Origin of the sequence: Pseudohalocynthiibacter sp. F2068, assembly GCF_023015645.1 — a bacterium.
GTDB lineage: Bacteria > Pseudomonadota > Alphaproteobacteria > Rhodobacterales > Rhodobacteraceae > Pseudohalocynthiibacter > Pseudohalocynthiibacter aestuariivivens.
The window spans coordinates 136658-159090 of sequence record NZ_JALKAK010000002.1 but is presented as its reverse complement, the minus strand read 5'-3'; the positions used below and the strand labels follow the sequence as shown (position 1 = coordinate 159090).

Annotated in this window: 21 protein-coding genes; 5 read left to right on the top strand and 16 right to left on the bottom strand. The window is 52.2% G+C overall.

All coding sequences use genetic code 11. From position 1 onward, the window contains the following. Nucleotides 1–2: 2 nt before the first annotated feature. From MWU63_RS03120 to bhcA, 5 genes are all read right to left on the bottom strand, one after another. Entirely contained in the window at nucleotides 3–1001 is a 999-nt protein-coding gene (locus MWU63_RS03120) for a type I glyceraldehyde-3-phosphate dehydrogenase (protein ID WP_213887344.1), read from the bottom strand. 93 nt (nucleotides 1002–1094) lie between these two features. Further along, nucleotides 1095–2060 (bottom strand): iminosuccinate reductase BhcD, encoded by a 966-nt coding sequence (gene bhcD, locus MWU63_RS03115; protein ID WP_213887343.1) that lies wholly within the window; start codon nucleotides 2058–2060, stop codon nucleotides 1095–1097. Between the two features lie 71 nt (nucleotides 2061–2131). Further along, on the bottom strand, nucleotides 2132–3289 hold the full coding sequence (gene bhcC, locus MWU63_RS03110) for a 3-hydroxy-D-aspartate aldolase BhcC (protein ID WP_213887342.1): 1158 nt from the start codon (nucleotides 3287–3289) through the stop codon (nucleotides 2132–2134). A gap of 15 nt (nucleotides 3290–3304) precedes the next feature. Continuing rightward, complete coding sequence (bhcB, locus tag MWU63_RS03105) at nucleotides 3305–4276, bottom strand: beta-hydroxyaspartate dehydratase BhcB (RefSeq protein WP_213887341.1); 972 nt, start codon at nucleotides 4274–4276, stop codon at nucleotides 3305–3307. Next, nucleotides 4276–5466 carry an L-aspartate--glyoxylate aminotransferase BhcA gene (gene bhcA, locus MWU63_RS03100; RefSeq protein WP_213887340.1) on the bottom strand — a complete coding sequence of 397 codons (1191 nt, stop codon included), beginning with the start codon at nucleotides 5464–5466 and terminating at the stop codon, nucleotides 4276–4278. Before bhcA ends, bhcB begins: the two co-directional genes overlap by 1 nt. A gap of 197 nt (nucleotides 5467–5663) precedes the next feature. On the opposite strand from bhcA, the gene bhcR reads away from it, so the two are divergent. Beyond that, complete coding sequence (gene bhcR / locus MWU63_RS03095; RefSeq protein WP_213887339.1) at nucleotides 5664–6476, top strand: HTH-type transcriptional regulator BhcR; 813 nt, start codon at nucleotides 5664–5666, stop codon at nucleotides 6474–6476. A 4-nt stretch (nucleotides 6477–6480) separates the two neighbouring features. On the opposite strand, the gene MWU63_RS03090 is transcribed toward bhcR, so the two are convergent. From MWU63_RS03090 to MWU63_RS03060, 7 genes are all read right to left on the bottom strand, one after another. Further along, nucleotides 6481–7152 carry a DUF1523 family protein gene (locus MWU63_RS03090; RefSeq protein WP_213887759.1) on the bottom strand — a complete coding sequence of 224 codons (672 nt, stop codon included), beginning with the start codon at nucleotides 7150–7152 and terminating at the stop codon, nucleotides 6481–6483. A 7-nt stretch (nucleotides 7153–7159) separates the two neighbouring features. After that, a complete protein-coding gene (locus MWU63_RS03085; protein ID WP_213887338.1) occupies nucleotides 7160–7429 on the bottom strand; it encodes a hypothetical protein in 270 nt (89 codons plus the stop codon). Beyond that, complete coding sequence (locus MWU63_RS03080) at nucleotides 7429–8775, bottom strand: DUF6638 family protein (protein WP_213887337.1); 1347 nt, start codon at nucleotides 8773–8775, stop codon at nucleotides 7429–7431. The genes MWU63_RS03085 and MWU63_RS03080 overlap by 1 nt, the downstream gene beginning before the upstream one ends. After that, complete coding sequence (locus MWU63_RS03075) at nucleotides 8772–9551, bottom strand: hypothetical protein (protein ID WP_213887336.1); 780 nt, start codon at nucleotides 9549–9551, stop codon at nucleotides 8772–8774. Before MWU63_RS03075 ends, MWU63_RS03080 begins: the two co-directional genes overlap by 4 nt. Then, on the bottom strand, nucleotides 9544–11484 hold the full coding sequence (locus MWU63_RS03070; RefSeq protein ID WP_213887335.1) for an ATP-binding protein: 1941 nt from the start codon (nucleotides 11482–11484) through the stop codon (nucleotides 9544–9546). The genes MWU63_RS03075 and MWU63_RS03070 overlap by 8 nt, the downstream gene beginning before the upstream one ends. A gap of 100 nt (nucleotides 11485–11584) precedes the next feature. Further along, a complete protein-coding gene (locus MWU63_RS03065) occupies nucleotides 11585–12712 on the bottom strand; it encodes a hypothetical protein (RefSeq protein ID WP_247076940.1) in 1128 nt (375 codons plus the stop codon). Then, nucleotides 12713–13789 (bottom strand): hypothetical protein, encoded by a 1077-nt coding sequence (locus MWU63_RS03060; protein ID WP_213887333.1) that lies wholly within the window; start codon nucleotides 13787–13789, stop codon nucleotides 12713–12715. A gap of 154 nt (nucleotides 13790–13943) precedes the next feature. On the opposite strand from MWU63_RS03060, the gene MWU63_RS03055 reads away from it, so the two are divergent. Then, complete coding sequence (locus MWU63_RS03055; RefSeq protein ID WP_246531561.1) at nucleotides 13944–14975, top strand: P1 family peptidase; 1032 nt, start codon at nucleotides 13944–13946, stop codon at nucleotides 14973–14975. A gap of 1 nt (nucleotide 14976) precedes the next feature. On the opposite strand, the gene MWU63_RS03050 is transcribed toward MWU63_RS03055, so the two are convergent. Continuing rightward, nucleotides 14977–15783, bottom strand: a complete 807-nt coding sequence (locus tag MWU63_RS03050) for an alpha/beta hydrolase (RefSeq protein WP_213887332.1) — start codon at nucleotides 15781–15783, stop codon at nucleotides 14977–14979. Between the two features lie 80 nt (nucleotides 15784–15863). Between MWU63_RS03050 and MWU63_RS03045 the strand changes: the two genes are divergently transcribed. From MWU63_RS03045 to MWU63_RS03035, 3 genes are all read left to right on the top strand, one after another. Then, nucleotides 15864–17342: an NAD-dependent succinate-semialdehyde dehydrogenase gene (locus MWU63_RS03045; RefSeq protein ID WP_213887331.1), complete on the top strand. Its 1479-nt coding sequence runs from the start codon at nucleotides 15864–15866 to the stop codon at nucleotides 17340–17342. 144 nt (nucleotides 17343–17486) lie between these two features. Next, complete coding sequence (locus tag MWU63_RS03040; protein WP_247076938.1) at nucleotides 17487–18026, top strand: RNA polymerase sigma factor; 540 nt, start codon at nucleotides 17487–17489, stop codon at nucleotides 18024–18026. Further along, nucleotides 18023–20068 carry a VWA domain-containing protein gene (locus MWU63_RS03035; protein ID WP_247076936.1) on the top strand — a complete coding sequence of 682 codons (2046 nt, stop codon included), beginning with the start codon at nucleotides 18023–18025 and terminating at the stop codon, nucleotides 20066–20068. Before MWU63_RS03040 ends, MWU63_RS03035 begins: the two co-directional genes overlap by 4 nt. 99 nt (nucleotides 20069–20167) lie before the next feature. Here MWU63_RS03035 and MWU63_RS03030 read toward each other — a convergent pair whose 3' ends face one another. The 3 genes from MWU63_RS03030 to MWU63_RS03020 form a co-directional block, all read right to left on the bottom strand. Next, nucleotides 20168–20911, bottom strand: coding sequence for a glutamine amidotransferase (locus tag MWU63_RS03030; RefSeq protein WP_213887328.1), 744 nt, complete (start codon nucleotides 20909–20911; stop codon nucleotides 20168–20170). 124 nt (nucleotides 20912–21035) lie between these two features. Beyond that, nucleotides 21036–21488, bottom strand: coding sequence for an Hsp20 family protein (locus MWU63_RS03025; RefSeq protein ID WP_213887327.1), 453 nt, complete (start codon nucleotides 21486–21488; stop codon nucleotides 21036–21038). Between the two features lie 125 nt (nucleotides 21489–21613). Further along, on the bottom strand, nucleotides 21614–22429 hold the full coding sequence (locus MWU63_RS03020; RefSeq protein WP_213887326.1) for a trypsin-like serine protease: 816 nt from the start codon (nucleotides 22427–22429) through the stop codon (nucleotides 21614–21616). Nucleotides 22430–22433 lie beyond the last annotated feature (4 nt).

Below are 22433 nucleotides of genomic sequence, written 5' to 3'. Positions count from 1 at the left end.
TTCTATTGCCCGCCCATTAGCCGCGCCATATCAAGCATTCGGGTGGAAAAACCCCATTCGTTGTCATACCAACCAAAGACCCGGAGCAGCCCGCCGACTGAAACAGACGTTTCAAGTCCTGACATGACAATCGATTCAGGTCTTGCACGCAAATCGGTCGAGACTAAAGGTTGCTCGATCCATCCGATGATTTCAGAGTTTTGTGCCGCCTCGGAAAGCAGCTTATTCACCGCTGCAACACTTGCTGGTTCGCGGGTTTGAATCGTCAGGTCAATCGCGGAAACACTGGCTGTCGGCACCCGAACGGCACGCCCCTCCAGACGTCCGGCGAGATGCGGCAAAACTTCATCGATCAGACGCTGCGCACTCGTCGTTGTTGGCACCATGGACAACGCGCCAGCGCGGCTTCGCGCAAGGTCGCCGCGTGGTTTATCAATTGTCGGCTGGCTTCCGGTGTAACAATGGATAGTCGTCATATGACCACTAACAATGCCAAATGCTTCATCCAGAATTTTCATAAGCGGCGCGAGCGCATTTGTTGTGCAGGATGCGTTTGAAATGATCTTGTGGTCACCAATCTGACCTTCGTTTGCGCCAAGAACAACAGTTCGGTCCGCGGCATCTGAGGGTCCGGAAATCAGAACGGTCTTAGCGCCTGCTTTAAGACCGCGTTCGGCAACCTCACGTGTATTGGCCATGCCTGTGCATTCCAGCACAAGATCAACACCAGTCAGGTCAAGTTTGCTGATGTCTGATTCCGCGCGGAACGGGATCGCACGGCCATTCACACACAAAACACCCGGCTCGGAACTTACCGTTCCGTCAAAGGGACCAAAAACGCTATCGTATTGAAACAGATATGCGCAAATATCCAACGGCTCGAGTTCGTTAATGCAAACAACTTCAAAGTCCTGCCCTGCCTTGCCTTGTTCGACAATTCGCAAAATGGTCCGGCCAATCCGGCCAAATCCGTTTATCGCAATGCGTAGCCGCTGCGCCATTCTGGGCCTGCCTTCTTTGCTGGTCTCGGTCTTCGCCGCAATTCACGGGATTCTTCAGGGCATTACCAGCGCAAAATGCACACAGATCCAGAATTAAAAATCAACGACAGTGGCAACGCCCTTCTCAACCGCAAGATCAACAACCTTGGACGCAACGGCGAGGTCCTGCAACCCAACACCAGTTCCGTCAAACAAGGTCACTTCATCCTGTGATGATCGGCCCGGATGGGTACCGTTGATCACCGCACCAATTTCGACAATATCACCTTCACTTTTCGTCCCCGCAGAAACAGCGTGCTGACACTCTCCAATTGTCACTGCCTGCGCAATCTCATCAGTGAAAACCGTGGCACGTGCGACAAGTGCTGCCTCGACCTCTTGCTTGCCTTTGGTGTCGGTCCCCATGCAGGCGATGTGCGTTCCTGGTGTGACCTGAGCATCCATCAGGATTGCGTCAAAGCTTGAGGTAATTGAAATGATGACATCCGCTTCCGCTCCTAGTCTGTTCAGATCAACAGCTTCAAAGGGCAGGTCTAACTCTGTTGCTGTTTCCGCAAGACGTGACAGCATTTCAGGATGCAGGTTCCAGCCTATCACCTTTTCAAAATTACGTTGCTCTACCGCTGCGCGCATCTGAAAGGCCGATTGGTGACCTGCACCGATCATCCCCAAAACCTTGGCATCGGCACGCGCCAGATGTTTGATCGACACTGACGACGCGGCTGCCGTGCGCAACGCTGTTAAAAGATTACCACCAACAACCGCTTTTGCTTGCCCGGTGTCGGCATCAAACAAAAACACGGTCGATTGGTGATTTGTCAGACCCTTGGCTTCGTTTCCCGGCCAATATCCGCCAGATTTAAGACCCAGGGACAACCCGGCCCGGTCAAAGCCGGATTTAAAACCGTAAAGCGCATCGGCATGACCTATGGCTTCTCGGATGACCGGAAAGTTGTAAGCGTCTCCGCGTGACATTGCAGCAAAGACCGCTTCTACCGCATCAAAAGCTTCGGCCCTGCCAAGTAGACCAGCAATTTCTTTCTCTGGAACAATAATCATTTGGTTTCTCTTTTCATCGAAGGAAAATCGGCGAGGCCAGATCGCTCTGCCCCGCCAATCCGGGAGACTTCTTAATATGCTTTTCCACGCGCAGAAACTGGCCAGAGCACCTCGACCTTCCCGTCACGCACGCCAACATACCAGTCATGCACATTGCAGGTTGGATCACAGTGACCGGGTACGAGTTTCAGCTTGTCATTGACTTTGAGCGCTCCGTTCGGGTCCGAAATCACGCCATGTTCGTCCGAGCATTTAATGTATTCCACATCATCGCGGCCATAGATGTAGGGCAGCCCGCTATCTACGGATTGCGCTTTCAGACCAGCGTCACATATTGCCTTGTCCGCTTTTGCGTGGCTCATCACGCTTGTCAGAATAAAAAGTGCGTTTTCAAATTCTGAAATCCGCTCCCCGTTTTCGTCGTGGATCGTTTGATAATCCGCGTCCATGAACGCGTAAGAGCCACACTGAAGTTCGTTAAAAACGCCTGAGGTACCTTCGAAATAGTAACTACCGGTACCACCACCGCCGACAATGTCACACTCCAGTCCCTCGGCTTTCAGCATGCCTACAGATCGGCGCACCATATCAACTGCGATGTCGATCTTCGCTTTCCGGTCCTCAAAGTTTTGCATGTGTTGCATTGCGCCCTGATAGGCCTGAATGCCCGAAAACTTAAGGCCCGGTGCAGCGTCAATTGCTTTTGCCAGATCGACCACTGGCTGACCTGCCTGCACGCCACAGCGACCTGCACCACAGTCAATTTCAACAAGGCATTCAATTTGGGTACCATGTTTTTGCGCTGCCGCTGACAGATCCGCGACATTTGCCAAATCATCGACACAGCAAATGGTACGTGCACCGAGCTTTGGCATCCGCGCCAAACGATCAATCTTTGCAGGATCACGCACCTGATTGCTTACCAATATGTCCTTGATACCGCCACGGGCGAACACCTCTGCCTCTGACACTTTTTGGCAACAAACACCGCAAGAATTGCCCAGCTTTTCCTGCAGCTTCGCGATATCCACCGATTTGTGCATTTTCCCATGAACACGGTGCCGCACACCCATTTCCTTGGCGAACTGCCCCATCTTTTTGATGTTGCGTTCAAGTGCGTCGAGGTCGACCACCAGACAAGGCGTCTGAATATCTGCTTCATCCATGCCCGGAAGGGCGGGAACGTCAAAACCAACCTCAAGGTCTTTGAAATTTGTAGGCGCGTTCATTTGATCTCTCCCTATTCAGCTGTTCATCCAGGGCAAATTGTCGAGATCGACATTTCCACCGGTAATGATGACGCCCACACGTTTCCCCGCGAAGGTGTCATTATTTTTCAGGATGGTCGCCAGCGGCACAGCGCTGCTGGGTTCCATAACGATTTTCATTCGCTTCCAGATAAGTTTCATTGCATCGACAATTTCCTGCTCGCTCGCTGTCAAAATGTCGGTGACGTGGTTAGAAACGAAGTGCCAGGTCAGTTCCTTGAGTGGCACCTTCAAGCCGTCCGCTACCGTTTCCGGAGCATCATCAGCGATGATGTGGCCAGCTTTGAGACTGCGATAGGCGTCATCTGCTTGCTCGGGTTCCGCCGCATAAATTTTCACCTCTGGCGCAATGTTCGACAGCGTTAAACAGGTGCCGGATATCATACCCCCACCACCTATTGGTGCGATCACTGCGTCAAGGCCGTGCACTTGTTCCGTCAACTCCCGGGAACAAGTACCCTGCCCAGCAATAACGCGCGGATCGTTATATGGGTGTACAAATTCTGCCCCGGTTTCCTTGACCACTTCGGCAAAAGTCGCCTCGCGGCTGGAAGTCGATGGTTCACATTCTACAATCCGTCCGCCATAGCCGATAACCGCATCTTTTTTCGCCTGCGGTGCGGTGCGCGGCATAACCACAGTACAGGGTATTCCCCGTCGGCCTGCTGCGTAAGACAAACTCAAAGCGTGGTTGCCCGATGAATGCGAGGCAACGCCTTTTTCAAGCATGTCGTCTGAAAGACCAAACACCGCGTTCGATGCACCGCGCACTTTGAATGCACCAGCTTTCTGAAAGTTTTCACACTTAAAGAACAATTCCGCTCCTGTGAGATCATTCAAAAAAGATGATGTCAGCACAGGTGTGCGGTGAATGTAGGGTTTGATCCGCTCGTGTGCGGTCAGCATGTCGTCAATCGTGGGAATATACATCTGATCCAGATCCTTCATCACGCTGCTGCCTTCGCGGCATTGCCTTTGCTGCTGCGGAAAACCTCTTGAGCCGCTGCAACGCCTGAGCCAAGCTCGATACCCAAACCCAAATCGGCCATGCACATTTCGGCTGTTGCCAAACCGGAGAGCATCATAACATCAGTCAGGCTGCCCAAGTGGCCGATACGGAAAACCTTGCCCGCGACCTCACCCAGACCAACGCCGAAGGCGACGCCGTATTCGTCAGCAGCATGAGTAACAATCCGGGTTGAGTCAAAGCCTTCGGGGGTCCGGATTGCACTGACCGTATCAGAATAGAGGTCTGGGCTTGCGGCACACAAATCCAGGCCCCACGCGTTAACCGCAGCACGCACCCCGTTCGCAATCCGGTTGTGGCGCGCGAAAACTGCTTCTAGCCCTTCGCCTAACAACATTTCGGTTGAAAGTTTCAGGCCGTTCAATAGACCTACAGATGGCGTGTAGGGATACCCATTGTTGGCATAGCCTTTACGCATATCGCGAACGTCAAAGAATGTTCTTGGTAAGGTTGCCGTTTCCAGTGCAGCCATCGCACGTGGGCTAAAACCAACAATTGCGAGTCCCGCAGGCAGCATGAAACCCTTTTGGCTGCCCGTAATTGCGACATCTACGCCCCATTCTTCCATCCGGAAGTCCATTGATGCGATCGAACTGACACCATCAACAAACAGCATTGCCGGGTGGCCTGCAGCATCAAGTGCGCGGCGTACCGCAGCTATGTCAGAGCGAACCCCAGTCGCGGTTTCATTGTGTGTTGCCAGAACAACTTTTATTTCGTGGGCTTTATCCGCCGTTAAAATCTCTTCGTAGCGATCTGCTGGCAGACCCTCGCCCCAAGGCGTTTCGACAATCTCGACATCCAGATTGTGACGCTGACACATATCAATCCAACGCTGGCTGAACATGCCATTGCGTGCGGCAAGAACTTTGTCACCCGCCGACAGCGTATTGCTGATCGCTGTTTCCCAACCTCCGGTCCCTGACGACGGGAAAATGAAAACTTCAGCAGTTTCACTTTTCAGGATTTTTTTTACACCCTTGAGTGCCGGATGCAGAATTTCTCCAAACAGCGACGACCGGTGGTCAAGCGTCGGCATATCAACTGCTTTACGCAGAACTTCTGGCATATTGGTTGGACCGGGAATGAAAACAGGGTTCTGGAAGCTCATATCGCGCCCTCCTATCTATTAGGCTGTCACAACCATAAGCGCGGCCTGCTGATATAACAATTTTTTTGAAATAGTTTTTCAAAATTGTCTTTATCTTATTTTATTAATATAATTCAAATATTTATCTTTTTTCGTTGTGAGAAATAATTTTTCAATTAATTTAGCAGAAATAAAATTTCTCGGAGGAATCATCAAAAATGGCAGAAAAACGCGCGCGTGGGCGCCCACGTGGTTTCAACGAACCAAAGACCCAATCCACCATTCAGTCGCTTGATCGCGCGTTGGATATTCTGGAGCTGCTTGCACGCTCCTCCGGGCTGACGCTTACCGAAATTGCGAACGATCTGGATCAGTCGCCCGCTACGGCCTACCGCGTGCTGATGACACTGGAAAAACGCGGCGTTGTCGAAGCCGACGCTAATACGCAGACGTGGCACATCGGGCCAACCGCGTTTCGGCTTGGTTCTGCATTCCTGAGACGCACTGGCCTTGTTGAGCGGAGCCGCCCGGTTATGCGCAGTTTGATGGAAGCGACAGGAGAAACCGCAAATCTGGGGATTGCGCGGGAAAACAGCATTTTATTTGTCAGTCAGGTCGAGACGAACGAAACCATCCGCGCGTTTTTCCCACCGGGCACCCGTTCGCCTTTTCATGCTTCAGGCATCGGCAAAGCCCTGTTGAGCCAGTACAGCGACCAGCAAATGCAAAAGATACTACGTAACAGTACGCTTGAGCGTTTCACGCCCCAAACCATCACAACCCAGGAAGGTCTGTTGGAAGAACTCGCGTGCATTCGTGCGCAGGGATTTTCCTTTGACGACGAAGAACGCACAAGTGGTATGCGATGTATTGCGGCCCCAATCATCGACGCGTCAGGCGAAGCGATTGCCGGAATATCCGTTTCCGGCCCCACAAGCCGCATGACAAAAGACCAGATCGCGCATATCGGGGAACTGGTGCGCATTGCTGCAGCAGAACTCTCTGCCGGGCTTGGCGGTATCTCAGACTAAAATCTTACTCGCGTGGTTTTGAGCGCCATGTTCCGATCCACGCCATCATCCTGCCCCAGAACCCACGTGCGCTATCCCGAGCTGCGTCTGCCCGTTCATCAACGGAATCCCAAGCCTCAGCCGCGTCATCAAGAACCGGATCAATACGCCTTTCCTTGAAACGCCGCCAGACACGCCACAGCCAGAATATGAACAACACCAAAAGCGTTAGAATTATTATGTTGAGCCACGGAATAATCTGCACATCCGGCCCAGCAATGGCACGAACAGAGACTGCATTTGGGTAGATCGTCATAAATTCATTTCGCCAGCCGTAGTGTCTGATTACAACCCACTGCGGCGCAGCCGACGTCGAAGCCAAATCCCTTGCCTCGGTCTGCAAATTGCTGCTGTCGAGCTTAAAGTAGGGTGGCCATCCCCAACCGGTATCTTCATTCCGGTAGACCATGACCCGGCCATTTTCATAGACAGCATTGATAAAACGCACATCACGGTTCGCAGCCGTATCCGTACCAGTGTCAGGTGAGGCCCAGAAAATCGAGTTTTCACCAAAATCCACGCGCCGGACCTCGGTATCAACAATCCGCACGACGTCATGTTGTGGCAGGGTGTAGTGAAAGAAGCCGAACGTCAGTAACGCCAGAAGGAGGAATATACCCCATTTAATATATCGCATCATATCCTCACATAAAATTCGTAACGTAGATAAGGGCCGCGACAACGATAACAGGCACGACGTAAACCCCAAGGATCAGCTTGCGCCGAAGCGAACTATCGTATCGCGCCAACCCTTCTTTGATAAAAGCATCCCGGTCGCCGGTTTTAACCTCTTCATCAAATTCCGTCTCCAGCTTTCCGCGCCGGATAGACCGCGAGTACCACGATAGGATCACATAAAGCACCGTCAGAACGATAAAGCCGAAAAACGCCAGACGGGCGATTTGAAAAAACATCAGCGTCTCTCTTTCATCACTGCGCCCCAAGGACCGACCAGATCTACAACATCAACCGTTGGCTGTTCCTCTTCCATCGTGGCGTCGGTGCCGAACAATGCCTCGCGCGCACCCGCCTTATCTACCTGATACTCCGTTTCCAGAAAATTCGCGACATAGGTTTTCTTGGCGTCAGACCAGTCAGCATAAGCCGAGTAAAATTTCTCCTTGTGGCAGATAAACAATTGCCGGACATCCAAAGGCGACAAATCCGCAAGCAACCGGTTCACAAGATCACGGTCCGCATGCGGCTTTGCCCGGAGCGTATAGAAATATGCCGGATGGGCAGAATTAATGCGCGGCCATTTCCCTCCGCCCTCTGCCCAGCGCTGAAGGGCTGCCAATCCATGAAACTCCTCTGGCAGGTCTTTACTGTAGGCGCGCGCAAGGGCGCGCAAATCACGGCGGCTGGCGCGGTTCAGGTCTTCGCCCTTTTCGGACGCGACAGCGACAATGATAAAATCCATCTTTTGCTGCAAAATCGCGGCGGCGTTGATTCCCGGCGCCTTTACAATTGGTTCAACCAATTCATTGATTTCAAGAAATCTGGCAATCTGGTTCCGGTCTTCAAAGCTGAAAACATAGTCGATCGGTAACTTTCCAAGTTCCGCTTTTTTCCCCGCAGCAATTGCCGCCGGATGCTCAACAGCGCGAAAAACATATAGCCCGCCAAAATGTTTGGTCCAGAAATTATCCTGCCGAAATGTTACTGACTTCAGGCGGATCGGTTGGCGTGTTACGTCACCCGTTTTCTTGGCAAGCCCGATCATCTCGGCAATCAGCAGATCGTCCCACCATGCCTCGTCTTCGCGCCTGAATCGCTCAATCAGTTTGGTCAGCTTTTTCGCACCAGCAACATGTGCCTTGGTGGTATCCGCCTCAATCGCAATCTGGCGAATATCAAACAGTTTTGCAGGTTCAGAGACGTCATAGACAGAGTTCAACAATTCCCCTGCAACCGCGTCACGTGCCGTCAGTGCAAATAGCTGTGGCTGATTATCTTCAATAAACTGTCGCAATATCCCACGCGAGGTAGAGAATTGCGCATTGAGCAGTGGCGCCGTTTTCTGCTCCGTCGTCAGTAAAATGAACTGCCGGTTGCAGCCGCCTTGATTGAGGTAAAGATGATCGCCCAACTCATCCCCGACTTCCGGCGAATAACCGGAGATATCGATGTGAAAGTCGACCAGCTTTGTGCGCTTTCCCGTCAGGCTTTCGAGCGCGCGGTTGTACCGCTCCACCAAAGCAGGCGACGTCACCTCAACGAGGTTGCCGAACATTAGACCCTTTTCGATGAGGCGTTTCATTTGCTTTCAGGGCTTTCAAAAAAAATAGGTGTTAATCTTTCGCTGTAGTTGCCGACGAATTCAATTGGAACCCAGTAAACTCTCTTTCTTGCCTCGTTACGATCAAGCGGCTTGAAAACAAGAGAATTTGTGAAGTTTGCATGCGTCTCAGCTAACCAGCGGTTCGCAGCAATGTTCCAATCGAGCCATTGTCCGAACAGTCGATCTCGCTCCTGTTTTGTGGAGATTTGCTTCCACCTTCTGTTTAGGCGAGCATGAAACATGACCTCTTCGCCAAAGGGGTAAAAACAATTTCCATTTTGCCGGTGAAGATACATTTTACAGTCAGCAGAGTTATGAACACTAGAAAGGTTCTTTTTTGCTGCCTTGAAGGAATAATGATTGGTCGCTTCGTTCCGAATATCACGCGCCACCTCAAATCCTTCACCGACGCTAATCTCTTTGAGTCTTTCGAGAGCCGCGTCAGCTAACTCTTTCAACAGTTCATCTGAAGTCTCAGGTTTCTTTCCACCAAACCTCAAGAATTGTTCGATTTCAAATAGGCGTGAACTCCAGCTACGAATGATCATGAATCGATGTACGTTAGAAGCACTGTCAATCGCCTTTTCGCCCAAATACTCGTGAGATTGGCAAAGATATATGCGAGACAATGCGTTCGTTTCGCTCACTGCATAACTAAGAACTGCTATTGCGGCCAGATGATCGTTCGGCAATTCTTTCAATTCCTCCCAAGAGAGGCTTATCTCATCCAAATGGACTAAGGCTTTTTTATCCACTCTTCCCCTCCAGATACCGCCGCTTGGCCTCTTCCATTCGGCCCATTTCCCGAACGGCGTTCTCAATTGCAACCTCATCCGATTTATCTGCATAACGGAACTCGGAATCCGCGTAGCGGTTGATCTCTTGTATCACCATCTCAACCGTTATCGGCTGGCGCATATCGTTAATCATACCCAGCTTTTCGTCATAGGGTTTGAACAAAAACAGGTCCGGGTTTTCCATCCATTCATCCGGCAATTCAAAATCCATCGCGCGCACCTTTACGGCGTCTGTGATGTTCTTGATCGCGCGGCCAGTGAACCGCGGATCAGCCTCCTGAATACCCCTTAGGTACGTACCGAGCTTGGTAATCGTATCAAGCGTCCCAATTTCTTGATGCACTTTTTCAAAGACTTTCAAAAGTCCTTCTTCATGTGGCCGTCCATGCGCCTCAAAGCTTGCCGCAACCGCCTTTTTGATCTCTTGCGCTGCAAACAGATCATGCTTGCCAACAGGGATGTCGTGGTTCTTGCCCATCAGCAGGTACAGAATGTCGATATAGTCGTCCCGGGTCTGCGGGCCATCAACCAGAAAACGTGCCCCGGCCCTTTGGCGCAGCGCGTCATCCACGTTCTCAGGATAGTTCGAGAACATCCCAAAAGTGCAATTGCCACGCACCACCGTGTTGGCCCCGGCAAAACTCTCCATCAGAACAGCCGTGATTTCCAGTTGTCCTGCGCTTGACTGGCGGTCGCCGCGCTTGCCTGCCAACTGATCGATGTCATCAATCGTGCCAAAGCCGATCACATTGGGATCAATGATGTTGTTGATAAATGCCTTGGCGTTTTGCCCGGACTTGCCCTGATAGCTGTCGATATTGTCCGTACTGAGGTTCTGATAGCGAAACGGGTACCCTGCGTTCTGACAATACGCGTTGATCAGGCCGGCCATCATCTGGATCAGCGTGGTCTTCCCGGTGCCCGGTGCTCCATCGCCCATGAAGGTGAAGATAAAGCCGCCCATTTCAGCAAAAGGGTTCAGCTTGCGCTCAAAGTCATAGGCCATGATCATTTTGCTAAGCTTCATAGCCTGATATTTGGCGATGTGGTTCCCCACGACCTCGTTTGGTTTTTTGAAGGTCATTGTCAGGGTCGTGCTCTTTCCCCGCCGTGCGGGGGTGAAGCCGGAAATGGTGAAATCATCCGCCTCGACTCGGTAACTCACGCCACTGAATGGCGCCAGACGCCCGGCGTTTTGTGCGCGCAACGCGACCTTCTCCATCAACTGTTCGCCGTAGGCCATTACCACTGCAATCAGCGTAGGCTCGTCTTTCGCGAATGTTGCGATTTCCTGATCAAGCTCCCAGAGTGCGCCATGCAGCGCCAATTGACCGTTGTCAGTGAGCACTTCTTCCACTTCGCCAATCTCGGCGCTCGTTTCGCCAAGATACGGCGACAGAAGAAACACCAGACCGTTTGCAAAAACATGGGCGGTGACAAGCGCCTCACCGCTCAACATCTCGCTAAACTCGGCAGACTTTGACTTCGCAAGGCTTCCATTCAGGTTCTCGCGCTTTAGCGCGGCAAGCCCGGTTTGCTCGGCGTAGTTTTCACCAACTGCCAGCGCAATCGCGAGCGCACGACGCAACCCCTGCAAAATACTTGCCTGCAAGGGAGACGTCAGTGGGTCTTTCCCATCCGCGCTTTCGATCCGGTCAATCAGGCGCACCCCTTCAGGCCGCGCTGTGGAGCGGGTTACCAGCCCCGGCGTCGTGCTGCGAAACCGTCTGCGCGACCCAATTCCTGGTGATCGTTCCGGTGACGCAGAAACCACTTTCGGTTTCGCAATGCGCGGCGTGTGATCGAAACCTTCCAGCATCAAGGCCGCCGCATCATAATGCTTGCGAATATCCTCTTCCCGCAGTTCCATCTGATCCGACGAAAGGCTCATTGTTTTTCCTCATTCTTTATCCGCTAAATATCCCCGCCGGAGGCATAAAAACTTTCTTGCCTCCGGCGGGGATATTTATGGAAACTGGTAAAGTACATGATCACCTGTAGCTCAACACCCGTCCATTTGGACTGACAACAAACTTACGAACACTTCGGAACCCGGGCGGCGACATTTCATCAAGCACCTGGTAGGGGCGTTGCGGAAGGATAATCGCGCGTTCAGTACGGGTAGCGCCCGTATCCACGCCACGACCTGAAAAAGGATCAAGTGCAAATATCTCGCGTTCAACCGTCCCAAACCATCCGCTGCGCTCTTCGGTGACGCGTTCACTTTCGAGTTCCTCCACAGTCCAGGCCAGTGCCCAGTCATCCCCCACAGGCGCGTTCGCTTTTTCAAGAACTTCACGAATGGGGCCTGATTGGCTGGTGAAGGTCGAAGAATACATCGGGCCAATATGAATACGGCGCAGGCGTTTGGGGTGCAGATCATCAAAGTCTTGATCAAAACCCTTCGCAATGGTCAGAAGTTTCAGCCCACCCATCCCCTGCGCCATCAGATGGCGCTGCGCTTCCGGCCACCGCCGCTGATCTTTTGGTAGTGCCGTCCGGCCGGAATCTTCAACATCCATAAGGTAAATCGTCGGCAGGTTAACCTGGCTATCATAGACCGCCCAATGAACAAGAAAATGTCGCCGTTCGTCGCCGACTGTTCCTTGCCAAAGCGCCTCTGGGTCGTTTTGAGCCCAAAACAGCTCTCCGGTTAGAAGTTCCTCGTAGTAAAGCCGCTGCGACATCGCAAATTGCAGCTTTGTCGGTATCGTCAGTTCGCTCAGAATTTGCCGGATCATATGATCTTTCAACTCTGACGCCTCAGGCATATTGCGCAAATGCCGTTCGGCTTGCTGCGCGTCATTTGCCATTATCAGAAGTTCACCATGCACCGGAAACCCGGATTCCACCCGGTCGATGGTAAGTTCTCCGCCAAGGAGGCCTTCGACTCGACCTGTTAACAAGTACTTGTTCGCCAGCGCCTGAAATGTCCACGAAATACCCTGCAGATAGCGCCCGACAATTGTCATATCCGCCTTGGAAAACCGGCGTTCTTCGTGCATTTCCGCAGCGACGCGGCCCAAATGGCCTGTGATCGCCTCAAACTTCGCGAAGTAACGTCGCGCAAGACGGGCATCTGATAGCTCCGCATGATCCCGTGTCAGGGCTTCTTTCATTTAGGCGCCATACAGGTTTTTGTCATGCTTCTCGATGATCTTTCCAAAGCGTCTGGCGAATCTTTCATCGGCCTTTGCTTTCTGCTCCAGCACTTTGCGCGCGAAAACCATATGGTCCTCGTGTGCTTCCATCATATCGGCCATCCGCTTGTTCGTTGCCGTGCCGATTGCCGCCATTGCGGTTTGCGCTTCCTGATCCGTCTCAACACCAATCTCGTTGATGCGGTGAGCCACATCCTGTTGCTGCGCGGTCTTCAAAGATTTGGTCAGCGCATCATATAAAACCACACGCTGCTTTGTATCTGTTTGCAGCTTGTTGATGAGTACCATCTGTGTCGCCGCCTGGTTTTGCAAAGAGTCAACCCAGGTTTTGCCCTTTTCAATATAACGTTCCAGTGTCTGACTTTTTGCCAGATGCACCTGTTCCTGTTGAACCATCTCGTTGTAACGCGCGTTTAGCTCTGCCAGTTCGGTTTCCAGTTTGGTACGCGCTGCGGCATCCTGTTCGACGCTGATCTTGTTCTCAAGTTCGATAATCTTGGGATCAAGAGCCTGAATATCTGCTTTCATAGCCTCGAGTTCTGACACCGTCATTTCCCGTTCATCAAGCGTATCTGTAAGGTTTTCTTCAACCTTGTCCTTTTGTTCATTCAGAATTGCGAGTTGGCCTTCAAGAAGCTGAACGATAACGTCGGACTTACCAATCAGGTCCTGCAATTTGTCGTCGACACTGGCGCTGCGCATCCGTTCCTGACGCATCGATTCAGATTTCACATCAGAGAAAATGCCAATGAAGCTTTCCATCCCGGTTTTGTTGCGCATCTCATCAAAATCTTTGGAAAAACCAGCCGTCACATCATCCAAACCCATAATGAGTTCAGCAATATTGGCGTTCATCGCTTCGGTGTGGGCATGAACATCTTCGAGCGAGGCATTTTCGATATCGATTGTTATATCATCGCCTGATTTCAACTTGGCGCGGGCAACTTCGATCCTGCTGGTGAGGTCCGAGATTTTCTGCTGGGCTTCGGCGACTTGGTCCTGAGACTCGCGAATTTGGTTATCGAAATCGGCCATGTTGCTCCTCGTTGGTAAATGAATTCAGAGTGATATGAGTATCTCTAGCGGCTTTTTTAAGACGCGTTAACGGGTAAAGCGTCGTTATACCTAGGAAACTGAATAAAAAATACACTACCTATCAACTGGTTTTGTTGGACAGGGCACCATCAGTTTGGAACAGTTACAAGGAACAAAAAGGAGTTTCGTTATTCTGCCCGGTGCAAGAAATCTGATCACCGATGTTGCTGGCCTGCGCGTTGGCAATGCGAGCGATGTGAAAATCAAGACCGGCTGTACGGTTTTGCTGGGCGACAAACCCTTTACCGCAGGCGTTCACATCATGGGGGGCGCCCCTGGCACACGAGAGGCGGCCCTTCTTGAACCCGACAAGCTGGTACAAGAGGTGGATGCGCTTGTTCTTTCAGGCGGCTCAGCCTTTGGTCTTGATGCGGCTTCGGGCGTTGTCGATAGCTTGCGCAAGCAAGGCAGGGGTTTTGATGTGGGTGGTCAGAAGGTGCCGATTGTACCCGCAGCAATCCTGTTCGACCTACTGAATGGCGGCGACAAGAACTGGTCTGCAAACCCCTATTCATCACTCGGCCATGCAGCTTTTGAAGCGGCTGACACGGACTTTGAGCTTGGAACAGTGGGTGCGGGTACCGGGGCAACCACCCAGACTTTGAAAGGCGGGCTTGGCTCTGCTTCGCTGGTGTTGGAAAGTGGTGTAACTGTTGGTGCGCTCGTCGCGGTCAATGCTCTGGGCAGTGCAACTGTTGGCAACCGGCCGCAGTTTTGGGCAGGACCCTTTGAGATGAATAATGAATTTGGCGGGTTTGGGGTGGTGCAAAACTTTGATCCCAGCATTGAACCCAGACCAGAAGCCAAACTTGGCGAAAGCACAACAATTGCAATCATCGCAACTGACGCTTTACTGACACAAGCACAGGCAACCAGGATGGCGACTGCTGCGCATGACGGCATGGCACGTGCTATCGTGCCTTCGCACACACCGTTAGACGGTGATCTGGTTTTTGCGGCCGCAACCGGGGAAAAGCCGCTTTCAGACCCTGTCTTTGACGCTTTGCGTCTGGGTCATGCGGCGGCAGTTTGCCTTGCCCGGGCGATTGCACGAGCTGTTTACAGCGCAACTCCCGCGCCCGGTGACACGCTGCCGTGCTGGTCCGCAATCAGCTCCCCCAGATAGGTTAAGCAAGTGCGAAAAGCGCATTTGTCAGTGAACTTTCAGAATCTGCCAATCCCTCGATAACATTGAAATGATGGAGACCGGGCGCAACTACGACCTCGGCGCGCGGCCATGCGTCGGCCAGCCATTGCGCCTGATCCAGAAAGGCCGGGCGTTCATCGCCGCCAACCCAGACAGTCACAGGAACATCACGAGGGTTTGTTTCCAGCACCGGGCTTTCAGCCGCAGCCTCAGCAGCATCCATCTGAAAATCTTCGTTCATTGTTGTTTTCAGCAGAGGTCGCAAATCGGACAGAGGTGAAATCGGAACCACCCGCTGCAAACGGCGTGACACGTCTTCGCTTAGCACAATATCCTGGCACAGCATTCGCGCAACCAGATGGCCACCGGCCGAATGGCCACTCAGAATGATCGGCCCAGCAACAAGTTCAGCGGCTTTATGAACAGCGCGCGCAATTTCCGCTGTGATTTCAGAGATACGAGCGTCGGGCACCAATGTATAAGACGGCATTGCGACAGCCCAGTCCCGTGCTGTTGCCCCGGCAGCCAGATGGGACCAAAAGGATTTGTTGAAATCGCGCCAATAGCCACCGTGCACAAACACAACAATTCCAGCGGGTCGTCCGGCGGGTAAAAATAGATCCAACAATTCGCGCGCACCTGCACCATACGAAATGTTCAAACGGGCACGGCCAATCGCATGTTCTACCTCGCGCCACTCTCTGGCTTCATCTGCCCAGCGGTCAGGATAGCTTTCCCCATCTTCAATATAGGCCCTGTTTGCATAGGCATCATCCCAATCTGTCATTATAGCGTCCCCTATTTGTGGTATGGACAAGGCTTACCTGTCGTGCTTTGTCAGCGCAATATGATCAAATGGAGGCATTCATGCTCGATTCCGTAACAAATTTAGCAAATCTGCTTAACGATCCGGCCCTTCTCGCGACAAAGGGTTATGTTGCTGGAGAATGGGTAGATGGCGAAAACGGCGAAACCTTTGATGTGTCAAACCCTGCACGCGGTGACGTGATCGTTTCCGTTGCCGACATTAGCCGCGCCCAAACCGCCGGTGCAATCGAAGCTGCGCGCATCGCGCAAAAGAAATGGGCCGCCCAAACAGCAAAAGAACGTGCCGCCATTCTGCGCAAATGGTTTGACCTGATGATCGCCAACGCTGACGATCTTGCAACAATTCTGACGGCTGAAATGGGCAAGCCCCATGCCGAAGCCAAAGGCGAAATTATATATGGCGCCTCATTTGTCGAATGGTTCGCAGAAGAAGCAAAACGCACCTACGGCGAAACCATTCCGGGCCATCAGCCGGACAAACGCATAACGGTAATCAAACAACCAATCGGCGTTGTTGGCTCTATTACCCCGTGGAATTTCCCAAACGCCATGATCACACGTAAAGCTGCGCCAGCTTTGGCGGCGGGATGCGCTTTTGTTGCGCGGCCAGCTGCGGAAACGCCGCTTTCAGCGCTGGCGCTTGGTGTGCTCGCGGACCGGGCCGGAATACCAAAAGGCGTTTTATCCGTCATTCCTTCATCACGCTCGTCCGAGATCGGCAAAGAGTTTTGCGAGAACCCAACTGTGCGCAAACTGACATTCACCGGCTCAACCGAAGTTGGGCGCATCTTGCTGCGTCAGGCCGCTGACCAAGTCATGAAATGCTCGATGGAATTGGGTGGCAACGCACCGTTCATCGTGTTTGACGACGCTGATCTTGATGCTGCGGTTGAAGGTGCAATGATTTGCAAGTTCCGCAACAACGGCCAGACCTGCGTCTGCGCGAACCGCATATACGTTCAGGCCGGGGTTTACGATGCCTTTGCAGAGAAGCTGGCAGCAGCGGTTGCTAAGCTCAATGTCGGCGATGGCCTGACTGCTGGTACAACAACTGGACCACTGATCAATACCGAAGCTGTTGCAAAGGTCGAAGAGCACCTTGCAGACGCTACATCAAAAGGTGCCAAACTAGCAGCGGGCGGGAAATCACATACCCTGGGTGGTACATTCTACGAGCCAACAATCGTAACCGGCGTGACACAAGACATGATGGTTGCACAGGACGAAACCTTTGGCCCACTTGCACCACTGTTCAAATTTGAAACAGAGGAAGAGGTCATCGAGATGGCCAATGACACCATCTTCGGGCTCGCTTCCTACTTCTACGCAAAGGACCTTAGCCGCGTTTATAAAGTGGCCGAAGCTCTGGAGTATGGCATGGTTGGTATCAATACCGGTCTGATCTCAACCGAAGTTGCGCCTTTCGGCGGTGTCAAACAGTCCGGTCTTGGTCGCGAAGGGTCACACCACGGCATCGAAGAATATCTGGAGATGAAGTATCTCTGCATGTCGGTCTGATCGGCTGACCTGACGCAAGTTCATTTCTGCAGAACGTAAGAAAAGGCGCGGTCCCTGGGCCGCGCCCTTTGCTTGTTTGCCAAAAATAATTAAAAATCTGCCAAGGATTGACCTTTGCCATGCGTCATACCCAATGTGATGCGCATGAAAACAAGTGATGAAGCTTTGGCAATTGCAGCAGCAGGCGGAGATTCTTCTGCCTTCTCGCTGCTTGTTGAACGTCACTATGACCGGCTGTTTGGCTTTGCCTTTCGGCTCACCGGTAGTCGCGTTGACGCAGAGGACCTGACACAGGACATTTGCGCAGCGCTACCCGCAAAGCTGAATGGGTTTCGCGGTGCGGCGCGGTTTACCACCTGGCTTTACAGGGTGACCGTGAACGCTGCACATGATCGCCGCCGCCGTATGGCGAGCCATGCACGCGCAGCGGACGGCTGGGGCAACTGGGAAGTCAACCGTCGCGCGGAAAATCGCGAAACGCAACAAGAAATAGACTGGCTGACACAGACAATGACAACCCTGCCACCTGACCTGCGCGACACCGTGGCACTGATACTGGGTGAAGAGCTGTCCCAATCCGACGCCGCTGACGTGCTGGGCATATCGGAAGGCACCGTTGCCTGGCGCATGTCCGAAGTTAAAAAATACCTGCGCCGCATTCATGAAAAGGAGGCTCAGTCATGACAGATAAATTTGACGACCTCGACGCTCTGAAAGCCGCACTGCGTGCTGCGACGCCCGCGCCTGACCCCGCTAAAAAAGCGGCAAACCTGCGGATGGCGAAAGAAAATTTCGCTCGCGCCCAAGAATCCACCGATGCTGCACGTCTTACCTCTGATCACCCTGAAACCAAGGGGTTTATGAGAGGAGTAATGTCGATGCTTAAATCAATTTCCATGAAGGGTGCGCTAACCGCCACTACCAGCCTTGCAGCTATCGGGCTTATCGTTCTTGTTTTAGCCCCAGAGAACAAAGGGCTTTTGACGCCACCCGCCACTTTTGAACCCGTTGTTAGTACGGATCAGGACACCTCGCAAAGGGCGCAAGCTGAGCCCGTTGTAGAGCAAGAAATTGCTGCTGTGGAAGAAGATGTGAGTAAGGAACTTCAAGCCCCTTCAAGTACAAGTACCCCCTCACAGACCCAATCACTCTCGGATTCAACCTCTAATTCCGCAGCGCTCGATATATTTGTTGAAGAGCCCTTTATGTCGGAACCCGTCGCTCGAGAATCAGCCCCTATGGGCGGTCTTTTTGCCGCCGCTCCGTTAGCTACCCGCGAACGTAGGGTGGAAGGGTTTGTTGCCGATGCTATTGCGCCTCAGCCCGAAGAAAACACAGAGGCGTTTTCGAACGAGGGAACCAGCCCGCTTCAAATCACGTCGGAAAACCCGGTCTCGACCTTTTCGATTGATGTCGACACGGCCTCTTACTCCGTTGTCCGGTCTTCGCTGATGAATGGTTATTTGCCAGATCCAGATTCTGTCCGGGTTGAAGAAATGGTGAACTATTTCCCCTATGCCTATGCGGGCCCAGAGGGGGATGTTCCGTTCAACCAGACCGTGACCGTACTGCCGACCCCTTGGAACGAAGGCACCAAATTGGTTCACATCGGCATTCAGGGTCAGCTTCCTGAGGCTGAAGAACGCCCACCCCTTAATCTGGTGTTTCTGATCGACACCTCCGGGTCAATGAATCAGCCCGACAAGCTGCCACTACTGATTCAGAGTTTCCGGTTGATGCTGACAGAACTGCGCCCGGAAGATCAGGTTGCTATCGTGACCTATGCAGGCAGTGCCGGGCAGGTGCTTGAGCCAACCCCTGCGTCTGAGCGTGCAACAATAATGGAAGCGCTTAACAACCTCAGCGCCGGTGGTTCAACCGCTGGGCAGGCTGGATTGCAGCAGGCTTATGCCGTCGCCGAAGGCATGTCAAAAGACGGGGAGATTGGCCGGGTAATCCTGGCAACAGACGGTGATTTTAATGTCGGAATTTACGACCCAGATGAATTGAAAACCTATATCGAAGGCAAGCGCGACAGTGGCACCTATCTTTCGGTTTTAGGTTTTGGTCGCGGAAATCTGGATGATGCAACCATGCAGGCGCTGGCGCAAAACGGAAACGGACAGGCCGCATATATCGACACTTTGTCAGAAGCCCAAAAGGTGATGGTTGACCAGCTTTCCGGCGCACTGTTCCCAATTGCCAACGACGTGAAAATTCAGGTCGAGTTCAACCCGGCACAGATTGCCGAATATCGGTTGATTGGTTATGAAACCCGTGCTTTGCGGCGCGAGGACTTCAACAATGATGCCGTTGATGCGGGTGAGATTGGTGCAGGGCATTCAGTGACGGCGATTTACGAAGTAACGCCTGTTGGCTCTGACGCTGTTCTGACCGATGCGCTGCGCTATGCACCTGAACCTGAGACAAACGGCTCTGCCGAGCTTGGGTTTCTGAAGCTGCGCTACAAAACACCGGGCGAGGACGTGAGCCACCTGATCGAAACACCGATTCAGCAAGATCTTGGTATTGTTTCTGAAGACATCTTGTTTGCCAGCGCCATCGCCGGTTTCGGCCAATTACTGAGGAACAGTACTTACATCGGAGACTGGACTTATACTGATGCGATTGCTCTGGCGTCTGACGCACGTGGTGACGACAGCTTTGGGTATCGCAGCGAAGCGGTGACACTGATGCGCCTTGCTGAAACGCTTTCATCGAAATGATGTAGATACAGGGCAATCTAAAGCGACCCGTCGGTGGCAGAGCAGAAAATCCTTTCAAAGGATTTTGCCTCCGGCGGGGATATTTTCAGAATAAAGAAATCAGGTGACGTCTGCGTATCTGTTTACGAAATTCCGCAAAATCGCCTCTGGTGCGTGAACATCTGCTGACCGGCAAAGTTTTATTAGCCGATCCGCGTCTTCAGGTGGAAAGTACCCTCTGTGCTTGTAAATATGAATACGCGCTTCAAATTCCGCGCCATCCGCCTCTGGATGAAACTGGGTTGCATAAATATTTTCTTTGTAGCGGATCATCTGAAACGGACAGGTTGGGGACGACAGCAGATGAGTGCATCCTTTGGGCAATTCCTGCACCGCTTCTTTATGACCAACAAAGGCCCCGAAGTTTTCCGGGACATCAGAAAGCAGAGGATCATTACGACCTTCGTTCGTCACCGAACATTCAGCGGTTCCAACCTCTTCGCCATATTTTTCTTTGCTGACTGTCGCCCCTAAATGATGAGCGAGCACACCAATACCATAACAACATCCAAGAAAGGGAATGTCGTGCTCAATAATTTTTGGCATTGCGCCTAAAACTGCTTGCTCTATCCGTGCTTCTGTTTCGGATTTTTTTTCAAGGGGGTCGCTTACACATCCGGGCCCACCGCCAACGATGATCCCCGAAAAACAATCAAGGTCCAGGTTTTGCGGGATATCCTCCTGATCCAGTCGAATTCTGTGAACTTGATCTTCGCTTAGTTCACCCTTTTTCAGAAAGGCTGCAAATTCACTGTCAGAGGCTTCCGGTTCAGGGCGCAGTTGCAGGATCAGAAAAGGCTTCATAGGAATTAAAATTCTCAGATTGGATCAACTTTTCGTTCCTTACCACAGAGATCAGGGGCTTGGAACGCATCAAAAAAGACGCGCCGCGAAACGGCGCGCCTTAACAACAATTTAAAGCACTAGATTACTCAGCTGCTTCGAGCACTTTTGCACCTGACGACGCAATTTCGATACGGCGCGGCTTCAGGGCTTCGGGCACTTCGCGGATCAGATCGATATGAAGCATTCCATCAACGTGGCTCGCACCTGTGACACGCATATGGTCTGCAAGATGGAATCGCCGCTCAAACGCACGTGTCGCGATACCCCTGTGCAAAAAGGCCCGCTGCGTTTCATCCTTCTCTTTGCGGGCTGAAACGATCAGTGCGTTGTCACGAACTTCGACATTCAGGTCTGCGTCAGTGAACCCTGCAACGGCCAACGAAATACGATACGCATCATCAGCTGTTTTTTCGATATTATATGGGGGATAGGTTGGTTGGCTTACATCGCTTGTCAAAACACGGTCCATCAAATCAGCAATTTGATCAAAACCGACAGTCGCGCGGTGAAGTGGTGAAAAATCATAAGCTCGCATGGTTATCCTCCTTAGAGCAACAACAGTTCTGCCTTCCACATTGGACAGGCATTCGCATGTAACAGGCCCGACCTTCGGCACCTGCTACACATAAAATATGTCGAAAAAATCGGCTTTCAAGTCCCCTATGGACGTACGAATTTTGCGCCTGATCCTTGCTGCGCGCGGCCTTGGCCGATACGCCGGATAACCGGACCTTCCGGCGTTGGGGGACGCAAATCGTTTTGCATAGCGAGCAGCAATTCAGGAAGTGCACCATCAAGAGAAGCGCCAATCGCCACACGCCTGGTATCAAGCTCTGCTTTAGCAGAAACAACGGATACGATCTTTGGGATGCCATCAACAATTGTGAACACAGGGGCGCCCGAAGACCCGAAATCTACGTCACAAGACATAACAAGTGTACCTGACTGCCGCGCGAGGACAAAGCAGGATTCCTGAAATGCTGGTGTTTCCATACGATCATGGGCATAGGACACAACACCAACCTCATCACCCTTTGAAGGGCGATCATAGGTTTCAAAAGGTACAATTGAACCGTTTCGAATTGGTTGAACCAGCCGAAGCAGTGCAATATCGTTACGCATTTGAGGGCGGCCATCCGGATCGTAAAAATAGTCGGGGTGTACCATTGCGCTTTCCACCCAGCGATAGGCAGAGGCACGGCCGTTGCGAAGCCCGGCCAAAAACTCAATCTGAGTTGCGTCAACCATGCGGTGGGTATGTTTGTCATAAACGCAATGGGCCGCGGTAAGCACCAGATCTGGCGCAATCAACGCACCGGTGCACATGCCACTTCTTCCAATGTTCAATCTTCCGACGGCTTCCCAACCGCGACTGTCATCGCCTGTCATAAGTTGACGCAATGGGCTTGGGTCCTCTGCAAAGGCAGATGTCGAAAAGCTCAGTAAAAATGCAAAAATTGTTAGAAAAACGCGCATGATC

Coding starts and splice junctions, on each gene's coding strand:
- MWU63_RS03120 (WP_213887344.1), bottom strand. CDS start 1,001: ATGGCGCAGCGGCTACGCATTGCGATAAACGGATTTGGCCGGATTGGC.
- bhcD (WP_213887343.1), bottom strand. CDS start 2,060: ATGATTATTGTTCCAGAGAAAGAAATTGCTGGTCTACTTGGCAGGGCC.
- bhcC (WP_213887342.1), bottom strand. CDS start 3,289: ATGAACGCGCCTACAAATTTCAAAGACCTTGAGGTTGGTTTTGACGTT.
- bhcB (WP_213887341.1), bottom strand. CDS start 4,276: ATGAAGGATCTGGATCAGATGTATATTCCCACGATTGACGACATGCTG.
- bhcA (WP_213887340.1), bottom strand. CDS start 5,466: ATGAGCTTCCAGAACCCTGTTTTCATTCCCGGTCCAACCAATATGCCA.
- bhcR (WP_213887339.1), top strand. CDS start 5,664: ATGGCAGAAAAACGCGCGCGTGGGCGCCCACGTGGTTTCAACGAACCA.
- MWU63_RS03090 (WP_213887759.1), bottom strand. CDS start 7,152: ATGCGATATATTAAATGGGGTATATTCCTCCTTCTGGCGTTACTGACG.
- MWU63_RS03085 (WP_213887338.1), bottom strand. CDS start 7,429: ATGTTTTTTCAAATCGCCCGTCTGGCGTTTTTCGGCTTTATCGTTCTG.
- MWU63_RS03080 (WP_213887337.1), bottom strand. CDS start 8,775: ATGAAACGCCTCATCGAAAAGGGTCTAATGTTCGGCAACCTCGTTGAG.
- MWU63_RS03070 (WP_213887335.1), bottom strand. CDS start 11,484: ATGAGCCTTTCGTCGGATCAGATGGAACTGCGGGAAGAGGATATTCGC.
- MWU63_RS03065 (WP_247076940.1), bottom strand. CDS start 12,712: ATGAAAGAAGCCCTGACACGGGATCATGCGGAGCTATCAGATGCCCGT.
- MWU63_RS03060 (WP_213887333.1), bottom strand. CDS start 13,789: ATGGCCGATTTCGATAACCAAATTCGCGAGTCTCAGGACCAAGTCGCC.
- MWU63_RS03050 (WP_213887332.1), bottom strand. CDS start 15,783: ATGACAGATTGGGATGATGCCTATGCAAACAGGGCCTATATTGAAGAT.
- MWU63_RS03045 (WP_213887331.1), top strand. CDS start 15,864: ATGCTCGATTCCGTAACAAATTTAGCAAATCTGCTTAACGATCCGGCC.
- MWU63_RS03040 (WP_247076938.1), top strand. CDS start 17,487: ATGAAAACAAGTGATGAAGCTTTGGCAATTGCAGCAGCAGGCGGAGAT.
- MWU63_RS03035 (WP_247076936.1), top strand. CDS start 18,023: ATGACAGATAAATTTGACGACCTCGACGCTCTGAAAGCCGCACTGCGT.
- MWU63_RS03030 (WP_213887328.1), bottom strand. CDS start 20,911: ATGAAGCCTTTTCTGATCCTGCAACTGCGCCCTGAACCGGAAGCCTCT.
- MWU63_RS03025 (WP_213887327.1), bottom strand. CDS start 21,488: ATGCGAGCTTATGATTTTTCACCACTTCACCGCGCGACTGTCGGTTTT.
- MWU63_RS03020 (WP_213887326.1), bottom strand. CDS start 22,429: ATGCGCGTTTTTCTAACAATTTTTGCATTTTTACTGAGCTTTTCGACA.